Annotated in this window: 10 protein-coding genes; 1 reads left to right on the forward strand and 9 read right to left on the reverse strand. The window is 42.0% G+C overall.

Going from position 1 to position 12,849, the window contains the following annotated elements; all coding sequences use genetic code 11:
• Positions 1-95 (forward strand): transposase domain-containing protein (locus ACEO2X_RS05675; protein ID WP_046889966.1); only part of this gene is annotated, 95 nt, incomplete at its 5' end.
• Positions 96-246: 151 nt separating this feature from the next.
• On the opposite strand, the gene sucD is transcribed toward ACEO2X_RS05675, so the two are convergent.
• The 9 genes from sucD to sdhC all read right to left on the reverse strand — a co-directional run bounded on the left by sucD (position 247) and on the right by sdhC (position 12,324).
• Positions 247-1,140 carry a succinate--CoA ligase subunit alpha gene (gene sucD, locus ACEO2X_RS05680; protein ID WP_371971197.1) on the reverse strand — a complete coding sequence of 298 codons (894 nt, stop codon included), beginning with the start codon at positions 1,138-1,140 and terminating at the stop codon, positions 247-249.
• Between the two features lie 12 nt (positions 1,141-1,152).
• Positions 1,153-2,319 carry an ADP-forming succinate--CoA ligase subunit beta gene (gene sucC, locus ACEO2X_RS05685; RefSeq protein ID WP_168418044.1) on the reverse strand — a complete coding sequence of 389 codons (1,167 nt, stop codon included), beginning with the start codon at positions 2,317-2,319 and terminating at the stop codon, positions 1,153-1,155.
• 174 nt (positions 2,320-2,493) lie between these two features.
• Positions 2,494-3,927: a dihydrolipoyl dehydrogenase gene (gene lpdA, locus ACEO2X_RS05690; protein ID WP_004972188.1), complete on the reverse strand. Its 1,434-nt coding sequence runs from the start codon at positions 3,925-3,927 to the stop codon at positions 2,494-2,496.
• A 60-nt stretch (positions 3,928-3,987) separates the two neighbouring features.
• Complete coding sequence (gene odhB, locus ACEO2X_RS05695; RefSeq protein WP_004972191.1) at positions 3,988-5,202, reverse strand: 2-oxoglutarate dehydrogenase complex dihydrolipoyllysine-residue succinyltransferase; 1,215 nt, start codon at positions 5,200-5,202, stop codon at positions 3,988-3,990.
• Positions 5,203-5,218: 16 nt separating this feature from the next.
• Positions 5,219-8,041: a 2-oxoglutarate dehydrogenase E1 component gene (locus ACEO2X_RS05700; RefSeq protein ID WP_371971222.1), complete on the reverse strand. Its 2,823-nt coding sequence runs from the start codon at positions 8,039-8,041 to the stop codon at positions 5,219-5,221.
• Positions 8,042-8,924: 883 nt separating this feature from the next.
• Entirely contained in the window at positions 8,925-9,635 is a 711-nt protein-coding gene (locus ACEO2X_RS05705) for a succinate dehydrogenase iron-sulfur subunit (RefSeq protein ID WP_004972196.1), read from the reverse strand.
• 14 nt (positions 9,636-9,649) lie between these two features.
• Entirely contained in the window at positions 9,650-11,548 is a 1,899-nt protein-coding gene (locus ACEO2X_RS05710) for an FAD-binding protein (protein WP_371971201.1), read from the reverse strand.
• A gap of 12 nt (positions 11,549-11,560) precedes the next feature.
• Positions 11,561-11,926 (reverse strand): succinate dehydrogenase, hydrophobic membrane anchor protein, encoded by a 366-nt coding sequence (sdhD, locus tag ACEO2X_RS05715; RefSeq protein WP_004972200.1) that lies wholly within the window; start codon positions 11,924-11,926, stop codon positions 11,561-11,563.
• Complete coding sequence (gene sdhC, locus ACEO2X_RS05720) at positions 11,926-12,324, reverse strand: succinate dehydrogenase, cytochrome b556 subunit (RefSeq protein WP_026438062.1); 399 nt, start codon at positions 12,322-12,324, stop codon at positions 11,926-11,928. Before sdhC ends, sdhD begins: the two co-directional genes overlap by 1 nt.
• Between the last annotated feature and the right edge of the window lie 525 nt (positions 12,325-12,849).

The raw sequence follows: 12,849 nt of genomic DNA on the forward strand, positions 1-12,849 counted from the left end.
CCTATTTAAGTGATGTGCTGAAAAGGTTACCGACACACAAAGTGACCCAAATTGAAGAATTGCTGCCGCACTGCTGGAAACCTAAATCGAATTAAAAAATAGGTATGGGATTCAGCGGACGCTTACATACCAAATTAACTCTTATCATATACTTTATCTCTCAAATGTGGCTAATTTTTCAGCATAAAAAAATCCCCAATATTGGGGATTGAGTGCTAAATAAAATCAAGCTCTTCAAAATTTGACTTATTTAAGCATACCTTGATCTTTTAATACTTGCCACATGGTAGAACCCAGTTCTGCAGGGCTACGCGTATAAGCAATTCCAGCACGCTCAAAGGCTGCAAATTTTTCTTCCGCAGTGCCTTTACCGCCTGAAATAATTGCACCCGCATGTCCCATACGCTTACCTTTAGGTGCCGTCACTCCTGCAATATAACCCACCACAGGTTTGCTGACATTCGACTGGATATATTCCGCAGCCTCTTCTTCTGCTGTACCACCAATTTCACCAATCATAATAATCGCATCGGTATCTGGGTCGTCTTGGAACAGTTTTAAAGCATCAATTTGGTTCATACCTGGAATCGGGTCACCACCAATTCCGATACAAGTCGATTGTCCTAAACCTAACTTAGTGGTTTGTGCCACAGCTTCATAGGTCAAAGTACCTGAACGTGAAATAATGCCAATTCGTCCTGGTTGATGAATATGCCCTGGCATGATGCCAATTTTACATTCGCCTGGTGTAATCACACCTGGGCAGTTTGGACCCACTAAACGTGTACCATTGCCATTGGTTTCTAAATAACGTTTGGCTTTGAGCATGTCGATGGTTGGCACACCTTCCGTAATCACCACAATCAAATCCACGCCTGAATCAACTGCTTCTACAATTGAATCTAAAACAAACGGTGCAGGTACATAAATCACCGATGCATCTGCGCCTGTTTCACGTACGGCTTCTTTCATGGTGTTAAATACGGGTAATTCCAAATGGGTTTGACCACCTTTTCCTGGCGTTACACCGCCCACCACTTTGGTGCCATAGTAAAGTGCTTGTGCTGAGTGAAAAGTCCCGTTCTTACCCGTAAAACCCTGAACCAATACTTTGGTGTTTTTATCAATTAATACGCTCATGCCTGATTCTCCTTAAGCTTTCACTGCAGCAACAATTTTTTCTGCAGCATCGGACAAGCCATTTGCAGAAATAAGTTTTAGTCCTGATTCATCCAGTAATTTAGCACCTAGCTCTGAGTTGTTTCCTTCTAAACGAACCACCACAGGCACAGTAACATTTACCTCTTGAACCGCTGCAATAATTGCTTCTGCAATCATGTCACAACGTACAATTCCACCAAAAATATTGATTAACACGCCTTTGACTGAGTGATCTGCCAAAATAATTTTAAAGGCTTCAATCACACGTTCTTTGGTTGCACCACCACCTACATCTAAGAAGTTCGCTGGCTGGCCACCATATAACTTAATAATATCCATCGTTGCCATTGCCAACCCCGCACCATTGACCATACAGCCAATGTTGCCTTCCAAAGCCACATAGTTCAGATCAAATTCTGAAGCACGCAATTCGCGCTCATTTTCTTGTGACTTATCTCGCAGCGCCAATACTTCAGGTAAACGGTACAACGCATTAGAGTCGATTCCGACTTTAGCATCGACACATAAAATCTCACCATTTTCGCGCACTGAAAGTGGATTAATTTCAAACAATGCAAAATCATTATCAATAAATGCCTGATAAGCCGCAGTCATAATTTTTACAAACTGAGTGATTTGGCTATCTTTTAGTTTTAAGGCGAAAGCAACTTCTCGCGCCTGAAATGGCAACAAACCCACTAAAGGATCAACTTCTACTTTAATAATTTTTTCTGGAGTTTCTTCTGCGACTTTTTCAATTTCAACCCCACCTTCGGTAGATGCCATAAAGGTGACACGACGGCTTGAACGATCTACCACAGCACCTAAGTACAATTCGCGCTCTACAGGATAGACATCTTCTGCAACCAAAATACTGTTTACCGGCTGACCATAAGCATCAGTTTGATAAGTGACCAAGCGTGTACCAATAATTTCATTGGCATAGTCTGCTGCTTCTTGTGCAGATTTTACGACCTTCACGCCGCCCGCTTTACCGCGACCACCTGCATGCACCTGAGCTTTCATCACCGCAAATTTACCGCCCAGTTGCTCGAAAGCTTGCACGGCTTCTACTGCTGTCGTGGCCAAAATGCCTTCTTGTACTGGCATACCATATTTTTTTAATAGCGCTTTTGCTTGATACTCATGTAGATTCATTGACTAACCTTTTACTACTTCTTTTATTCAGTTATCACCACTAATATCAAACCGAAGTTTTAATATTGCTTTCCTTGTGTGGTGTTTTTCCTATGCTCTTTACTTTTAGATGATTATTCCCATAAATACAACCATCAAATGCAAAAAGAGCGGCCTAAGCCGCTCTTTTTAGTTTTATTTGCGTTTACGCTGAATCGCGTGAATCGCACGCCCATCTACAGCTAAAGCGGCTTCATGCACCACTTCAGAGAAGGTTGGGTGACCAAATGTCATTAATTGTAAATCTTCAACTGAAGATACAAACTCAAGTGCAATCATACCTTGGTGAACGATGTCAGACGCAGCAGGGCCAATCACGTGCATACCCAATAAACGATCTGTTTTTGCATCTGCAACAAACTTCACGAAACCAGCACCTTCGCCTGCAGCTAAAGCACGACCATTTACCGCGAAACCGAATTGACCAGTTTTCACTTCGTGGCCTTTTTCTTTCGCTTGCTCTTCAGTTAAACCAACCCACGCCGCTTCAGGGTGTGTGTAGATTACTGAAATGATTGTGTCGTAGTTGACTTGTGCAGCATGACCATGAATACGCTCAACTGCCATTACGCCTTCTTCCATTGCTTTGTGTGCAAGCATTGGACCACGTACCAAGTCACCAATTGCATATACACCTTCAACAGAAGTTGCACACCAATCGTTTACTTCAACCAAACCACGTTCAGTCAGTTTAATACCGCAGTCATCTGCCAATAAACCTTCAGCATAAGCACGACGACCTACACAAACGATCAATTTATCGAAAGTTTGTTCTTTGTCTTCGCCGCCTTGGGTATATTTAACAGTCACTTCACGACCATTAACTTCAGTACCTGAAACTTTCGCACCGATACGGATATCCATACCTTGCTTGGTCAATAGTTTTTGGTAGTCTTTTGCCAAAGCTTTGTCAGCCATTGGTAAGAATGCGTCCATTGCTTCAAATACAACAACTTCTGCACCTAGACGACGCCATACTGAACCAAGTTCAAGACCAATTACGCCTGCACCAATCACACCTAAACGCTTAGGCACTTCTGGGAATTCTAATGCACCAGTAGAATCAACAATAATGTCTTGATCTACAGGAGCAACAGGAATATTTACAGGAACTGAACCAGTCGCAAGAATCACATACTTAGGCTCTAAAACTTGAGTTTCGCCTTCATGAGAAACGAACTCTACTTTTTTACCTGCAAGCAATTTACCCGTACCTTTTAACCACTCAACACCGTTACCTTTTAATAACTGATCAATACCGCCAGTTAATTGGTCAACGATTTTGTCTTTACGTGCTAATAGCTTCGCAAGGTCAAACTGTACTTCACCTGTAGTGATACCATGATCAGCCAAGTGATGAACCGTATCTTCATAACGATGTGAAGAATCAAGTAATGCTTTAGATGGGATACAGCCCACGTTTAAGCATGTACCACCCAAAGATGGTTTACCTTTGTGAATACGTTTTTCGATACACGCAACTTTAAAGCCAAGTTGAGCCGCACGAATTGCCGCTTCATAACCACCTGGGCCACCGCCAATAACAACAAGATCAAATTGTTGAGACATTTTTATCTCCAAAAATGGGCTTAGAGGATCGCTCCAAGCCCACTGATTTATTCTTTAGAATTAAAGGTCAAGGATGAGTTTAGCTGGCTCTTCTAACAATTCTTTGATTGTTACAAGGAAACCTACAGCTTCTTTACCATCAATTAAACGGTGGTCATAAGAAAGCGCTAAGTACATCATTGGCAAGATTTCAACTTGACCATTTACCGCCATAGGACGCTCTTGGATTTTGTGCATGCCCAAAATTGCAGTTTGTGGCGTGTTTAGAATTGGTGTAGATAACAATGAACCGAAAGTACCACCGTTAGTAATGGTGAATGTACCGCCAGTCATATCTTCAATACCTAGCTTACCGTCACGTGCTTTATAAGCATAGTCACGAATACCGTTTTCTACTTCAGCGTAGTTCATGCGGTCTGTATCACGTAATACAGGAACCACTAAACCACGGTCAGAAGAAACCGCAACACCGATGTCGTAGTAACCGTGATATACGATGTCTTCGCCATCAATTGAAGCGTTTACAGCTGGATAACGCTTAAGTGCTTCAGTTGCAGCTTTCACAAAGAAAGACATAAAGCCTAAACGTGCACCATGACGTTTTTCAAATGCGTCTTTGTATTGTGCACGCATTTCCATGATTGGCTTCATGTTCACTTCGTTGAATGTTGTCAACATTGCAGTTTCTTGAGTCGCTGCAAGTAAACGCTCTGCAACACGCTTACGTAAACGTGTCATAGGAACACGTTTCTCGATACGCTCACCTACCGCAACGCTTAATGGCGCAGCTGCAGCAGCAGGTTTAGCTTGATGATTTGCAACATCTTCTTTAGTGATACGACCACCACGACCTGTACCAGAAACGTCTGCAGCATTGATACCTGTTTCAGTCAACGCTTTACGTACTGCTGGTGCTTGGTCAGCAACTGGTTGTGCACGCTCAACAACTGGCGCAGCGCCTGCTTCAGTTTTCGCCGCAGCTTGCTCTACTTGTGCTTCAGACTGAACTGCTTGAGTTTGAGCAGCGCCAGAAACAGCACCCGCTTCAAATTGAGCAATTACTTCGTCAGAAAGAACTGTATCGCCTTCGTTTTTGATGATTGCAGAGATTGTGCCATCAGCAGGAGCGACTACTTCCAAAACAACTTTATCGGTTTCAATATCACAGATCACTTCATCACGTGAAACTGCTTCACCTGGTTGTTTGTGCCAAGTTGCAATCGTACCGTCTGCAACTGACTCTGGAAATACCGGTGCTTTAATTTCGGTTGCCATTACTTCGAATCTCCTGTTATTCAGCTACGATCGCAAGCGCGTCATTGATGAGCTGAGCTTGTTGTTTTGCATGCAAATATGGTGAACCACACGCTGGTGCTGCAGATGCTTCACGACCCGCATAACTAATGCGAATCTGTTTACCAGTTTTCATTACGTCATCATATAAACGTGGCGCGATGAATAACCAAGCACCTTGGTTCTTCGGCTCTTCTTGAGTCCAAACTAATTCTTTTACGTTTGGATAAGAAGCAAGAACTTCAGCAAGACGTTGTTCTGGATATGGGTACAACTGTTCAATACGAACAATTGCAGTATTGTTCAATTCTAATTCACGACGCTTTTCAAGCAAGTCGTAATACACTTTACCACCACACAATACCAAACGCGTCACGTCTGATTTGTTGATGTTGTCAATTTCATCAATCACAGTCTGGAATGTACCAGTTGCAAGCTCATCAAGGTTAGACACTGCTAACTTGTGACGAAGTAAAGACTTCGGCGACATGATGATCATTGGCTTACGGATTGGACGAATCGCCTGACGACGTAAAGCGTGGAAAATCTGTGCAGGTGTTGTTAGTGTCATCACTTGCATGTTTTCTTCCGCACAAAGCTGTAAGAAACGCTCTAAACGTGCAGATGAGTGCTCAGGACCTTGACCTTCAAAACCGTGTGGAAGAAGCATCGTTAAACCACACACACGCTCCCACTTGGTTTCGCCAGATGAAATGAACTGGTCAATCACCACTTGAGCACAGTTTGCGAAGTCACCAAATTGTGCTTCCCAAATGATCAAGCTCTTTGGAAGTGTCGTTGCATAACCATATTCGAATGCCAATACTGCCATTTCAGACAATAAAGAGTCGTAGATTGCAACACGTGGTTGGTTCTCTTTGATATGGCATAACGGAATATAAGTTTTACCATCGACTTGGTTGTGCAATTTCGCATGACGGTGTGAGAAAGTACCACGACCTACGTCTTCACCAGTCAAACGAACTAAATAGCCTTCATCCAACAAAGTTGCATAAGCTAAAGTTTCAGCTGCACCCCAGTTTAGTGGCATTTCACCTGTTTGCATTTTCAAGCGATCGTCAATCACTTTGGCAACTTGGCGCTGCATTACGAAACCTTCTGGAAGTTTACGCATGGTTTGACCAAGTTCTTTCAAACGCTCAACAGGGAAAGTCGTATCCCAAACGTCTGTATAGTCATGACCTAAGTACGGAGACCAATCTACAAACATTTTGGTATTAGGCTCAAGTACCAACGCATTCGCAACGTGATTACCCGCTTCTAAATCAGAACGGTAGTCTTCAACCATTTGATCTGCCGCAGCACGATCCAACACACCTTCTTGCACCAATTGGTCAGCGTATAAAGTACGTGTTGTGGTCTTTTTGTTAATCACTTGATACATCATTGGCTGAGTTGCTGCTGGCTCGTCAGCTTCGTTGTGACCACGACGACGGTAGCAGAACAAATCAATCACAACGTCTTTACGGAATGTGTGACGGAAATCGTGTGCCAATTGAGATACAAAAATCACAGCTTCAGGGTCATCGCCATTCACGTGGAAAATTGGCGCCTGAATCATTTTTGCAATGTCAGTACAGTATTCTGTAGAACGCGCGTCACGTGGGTCAGATGTTGTGAAACCAACTTGGTTGTTAATCACAATGTGAACTGTACCACCTACGGTATAACCGCGAGTTTGTGACATTTGGAAGGTTTCTTGGTTCACACCCTGACCTGCAAATGCTGCGTCACCATGTACGATTAATGGCAATACGTCATCACCACCAATGTCTTTACGACGTACTTGGCGTGCACGAACAGAACCTTCAACCACTGGACCAACAATTTCCAAGTGTGATGGGTTAAACGCAAGTGCCAAGTGCACTTCACCACCTGGAGTCATCACGTTAGATGAGAAACCTTGGTGATATTTTACGTCGCCAGAACCTTTTTTATGCAAGCTCTTACCTTCAAACTCACCAAATAGGTCTGCTGGGTTTTTACCCATGATATTCACAAGCAGGTTCAATCGACCACGGTGTGGCATGCCAATCACGACTTCTTTACAGCCAACAGCACCCGCACGTTGAATGATTTCATTCACCATAGGGATAAATGATTCACCGCCTTCTACACCAAAGCGTTTCGCACCAACGTATTTATTACCTAGATATTTTTCTAGACCCTCAGCTGCTGTTAAGCGTTCAAGAACGTGTTTCTTTTGATCTGCAGTAAATGTGAACTTACCACGTGCGCTTTCTAAGCGTTGTTGAATCCAGCGTCTTTCTTTGGTATCAACAATGTGCATGTATTCTGCACCAATTGAACCGCAGTAGATCGCCTGCATGGCATCAACCATTTCGCCTAGTGTTGCTTCAGACTTACCAATTTCCAAATTACCTGTATGGAAAACAGTATCTAAATCAGACTTGGTTAAACCATGTGCAGCAAGATCGAGATCTGGCACGTCTTCACGTTTTGCCAAACCTAGTGGATCTAATTTTGCTTTTTGGTGACCACGGTTACGGTAAGCAGCAATCAGTTGCAACACGCCAATTTGACGTTGTTCATGTTCAGAACTCACTGAACCTTGAACAATGGCTTGAACGCGATTTGAATTACGACCTAATAAAAGGAATTGCTCACGTACATTACTGTGTGGTTGATCACCCTTCGGGAATTTATCGAAATATTCGCGCCAATCAGCACCGACTGATTCCGGTGACGTCAAATAATGCTCGTAAAGTTCTTCAATATACGCTGCACTATCAGCGGAAAGTTCAGTGTCAAGACGCAGTGCGTCAGCAACTTCTTGCATTTGTGGACCCATTTCCTATTGCAAAAACATTTTCCAGGATGCTTTTTAAGCAAAACCCATGATTGATAATGTCAAATTGGTAACATGACATTAGTCCCCAGTTGACATATGTCATGAGGCGTTATCACTACATTAGGAAAACCCAATGTCATTTATGAATCATAACGCCCTCATTGGCATCATCACTCATTTATATACTCGACCCAAGCCGAGCAATTTTTTGCAAAATCGTTTTAGAAAAAATAAGTGCTCAGTCTTAGCTTTTCTAATACGACTTTTCTGCAATAGTCCTGATTTAATAACACATCATTTGCACTTAAAATGTTGATAAAATGTACAAAAATTCAACATTTTTCAGATATAGTCATTTGTTAATCGTAACATGATCTCAGAAATGCAATTGATTTTTTTGACACATACCTCCTATAAATTGGCGAAATACACTGATTCTATTTTCATCTAACATATGGTGCTTTATTTAAAAAACAGATGCAATTTAGACCAAAGTCCAACACCGCTATTTCAGATAAAATAAAAGAGAGCACATCTCTCAATCTGCCCTCTCACTTACACGTTACATGATAACATCTAAAAATAAATATTGCAGCTAAACTTGGCATTTGCCCATGCTTTACAACAAAATAGCAGCACTGGATTACAATTGTGTGCAACTTTAGTCGGCTAAATGCTGTTTTTGTCTATTTATCCAACAGTTATACCTAAAAAATATCAAATACTCACTTTTTAATCACTTCTTTGCATGCAACATTTTTCATTTACGTACTCATCAAAAACAAGCAACTTATCACACGACTTTTATCGTAATTTTGGCACAAAAAAAAGCACACCTAGGTGTGCTTTTTTCAACTGATCACGCAGTCTATTAGCCAGCCATATCTAAAAGCATGTTACGGATGTGACCGATTGCTTTAGTTGGGTTCAAGCCTTTAGGACATACAGATACACAGTTCATAATACCTTTACAACGGAACAAAGAGAATGGATCGTCAAGACGAGCCAAACGCTCTTGAGTTGCAGTATCACGCGAATCGATAATGAAACGATATGCATTCAACAACGCTGAAGGACCCAAGAACTTGTCTGGGTTCCACCAGAATGATGGGCATGAAGTTGAACAACATGCACAAAGAATACATTCATACAAACCATCAAGATGCTCACGCTCTTCTTGAGATTGTAAACGCTCTTTTGGTGGCGCAGGTTGGTTGTTGATCAAGAACGGATGAATCTTGTTATACTGATCGTAGAACTGATTCATGTCTACAACCAAGTCTTTAATTACAGGAAGACCTGGAAGTGGACGAATTGTGATCACTTCTGGTAAATCGTTTAGGTTCCAAAGACACGCTAAACCGTTTTTACCATTGATGTTTACACCATCAGAACCACAAATACCTTCACGACATGAACGACGGAATGTCAAAGATTCGTCTTGTACTTTCAATTCAAGAAGTGCATCAAGCAACATACGGTGCTTATCAGTCAATTCAAGCTTAAAAGTTTGCATGTACGGTGCTTTATCCTTATCAGGATCGTAGCGGTAGATATTAAATGTACGAGTACCTCTACTCATCTTACTTCTCCCAATTAGAATGTACGTGGTTTAGGTGGAATAGCAGCTACAGTAAGCGGCTTGTAACGTACTGGTTTGTACTCAAGACGGTTATCTGTAGAGAACCATAAAGTATGCTTCATCCACTCATCATCACGACGACCATAAGAATAAGTTGGGTGATCTGGTGGTAACTCAAAGTCTACAACCGTATGCGCACCACGACATTCTTTACGTGCAGCAGCTGAGATTAGTGTCGCTTTAGCAACTTCATACAAGTTTTCAACTTCTAAAGCTTCTACACGTGCAGTGTTAAATACTTTAGATTTGTCTTTCAAATGAATGTTGCGAACACGTGGTTCAAGCGCAAGAATTTGCTTAACACCTTCTTCAAGCAATGCTGAAGTACGGAATACACCTGCGTGGTCTTGAACGATGTTACGAATTGCATCAGCAACTTCTTGAGCGTTTTCACCTGAAGTCGATTCGTCAAGTTTACGAATACGGTTCACAGTATTTTCAAGTACAGTTGTTGGAAGTGGTTCGTACTCACCATCATGTTGCTTAGTCACATACTCAATGATGTGTTGACCAGCAGCCTTACCAAATACAACCAAGTCAAGCAATGAGTTTGTACCTAAACGGTTTGCACCGTGTACAGATACACATGAACACTCACCAATTGCATAGAAACCTTTTACTGGTTTAGCAAAGTCACGGTCACCCGCGTTGGTTGTATATGTATCAGTTTCTGCGTTGTAGTTCGCAACCAACTCTTGAGTTTCACGGCTTTCTGGAACAACCACTTGACCATGAATATTGGTTGGAATACCACCCATTTGGTAATGGATTGTAGGCACAACAGGAATTGGCTCTTTAGTACAGTCAACGTTCGCGAATTTCTTACCAATCTCAAATACAGATGGAAGACGCTTCATGATTGTGTCTGCACCTAAGTGCGTCATATCAAGCAAGATGTAGTCTTTGTTTGGACCACAACCACGACCTTCTTTAATTTCTTGGTCCATAGAACGTGATACGAAGTCACGTGGCGCCAAGTCTTTCAAAGTTGGTGCATAACGCTCCATGAACGGTTCGCCTGAATCGTTACGAAGGATACCACCCTCACCACGACAGCCTTCCGTTAACAATACGCCCGCGCCCGCAACACCTGTTGGGTGGAACTGCCAAAATTCCATATCTTGTAATGGAATACCTGCACGCGCAGCCATACCAAGACCGTCACCAGTGTTGATATATGCGTTTGTAGATGCACGGTACACACGACCTGCACCACCTGTAGCAAACAATGTCGCTTTCGCTTGGAATACTGCGATTTTACCTGTTTCTTGGTCAATTGCAGTCACACCTAGTACATCGCCAGCTTCGTTACGGATCAAATCAAGAGCGATCCATTCTACGAAGAATTGAGTGCCCATTTTCACGTTGCTTTGATAAAGCGTGTGAAGAAGTGCGTGACCTGTACGGTCAGCTGCAGCACATGCACGTGGAACTGCTTTTTCACCGTAGTTTGCAGAGTGACCACCGAATGGACGTTGGTAAATTGTACCGTCTGCGTTACGGTCAAATGGCATACCCAAGTGTTCTAATTCATAAACCACTTGTGGCGCTTCACGCGTCATGAATTCAATCGCGTCTTGGTCGCCCAACCAGTCAGAACCTTTTACCGTGTCGTAAAAGTGGTAGTGCCAGTTATCTTCTTGCATGTTACCAAGAGATGCACCAATACCACCCTGCGCTGCAACAGTGTGTGAACGTGTAGGGAATACTTTAGTCAATACCGCAACTTTCAAACCTGCTTGAGCAAGTTGGTAAGATGCACGCATACCTGAACCACCACCACCAACGATGACTGCGTCAAAGAATTGGTGTGGAATATTTGTATAATCTTCTTTAGGGTTAATCGCGCCCATGATATTTTCCTATCAATTCGCCCAGAAAATCTGGATTGCCCAGATTGCGTATGCAAAAACAGCAATAATCACTGCTGAAGTCAGCACTAGGCGTAAACCTGAAGCTGAAGGACCCATTTGACGAGTAGTCACATAGTCAGTGAATACTTGCCACATACCGATCCAAGCATGTGCAACAAGAGATAAGACTGCCAATAAAGACATAATCTTCATTGGTAATGTCATCATAAAGCCGTACCACTGTTCAAAGTTGAATCCACCGTTAAGAAGAATCCAACCAAATACCACAACGGTATAAACAGCAAGAACAACAGCACTAATACGTTGGATAAACCAATCGCGAGAACCTGAACCCGTTAAACCTGTAGCACTTTTCATTAGATTACAATCCATACAAATGCTGCAACGATACCGATAGCAGACAAGATCAATGAAATAGTAGCTGCAATGCGACCACTTTGCAGTTCTTCTGCAAAACCAAGGTCAGCAAGTAAGTGCTTAACACCAGCAATGAAGTGATAGATTAAGCCGGCTACAAATACCCATACGATAAAGCGCACAAAGAAACCGTTAAAAATTTCTTGAACTTGAGCAAAACCTTCAGGTGAAGACAAAGACTTGTCTAACAACCATAAAAGTACCGGTACGAGTAAAAATACGATGACACCAGAAAGACGGTGTAGAATTGATGCAATAGCCACGGGCGATTTTAAGTTTACTTCTAAAACTTGACCCATGGACAAATTGACAGGTCTGTTGCTTTTCACAGCGGGCATCCTGTAAGTAAAAACTCCATCCGGAGTTTGTTGGAATAAATTCGAAGGAAAGCTGGCATTGTCAGGCAAATTCATGCCTAACCTTAAAACGACACTGAATTATAAAACGTCAACTGTTAAAATACAAACAACTCTACTCGGCTTTTTGGCTAAAAAACCCTTAAATAAGAATCATTAACAAGTATAAAGACAAACCAATTACCATCCACAACCACACAATCAAACATAAATCTATGTTTTTAAACAAATTATTAAAGTGAAAACTCTTGATGACACAATCAGTGGCTTTAGAATATTTAGACTAAAGATAAATTTGTACTTTGTTTTTCAGATGTTCTTCGGGTTTTCACATACTTATATATAAGTAGCAGCACTATATATGTGTGTACTCCACTGTTTGCAGCAATTTACAACCACAACACAAGACTCTTAGATCCAGACAGCCCATCACTTTGCTTTGGTCAAGGTACACCTGATCATGGATTAAACTTTAATGTCGGCACATACCTCAATCTATTTATACAA

Origin of the sequence: Acinetobacter sp. AL9 (assembly GCF_041464035.1) — a bacterium.
Classification (GTDB): domain Bacteria; phylum Pseudomonadota; class Gammaproteobacteria; order Pseudomonadales; family Moraxellaceae; genus Acinetobacter; species Acinetobacter towneri.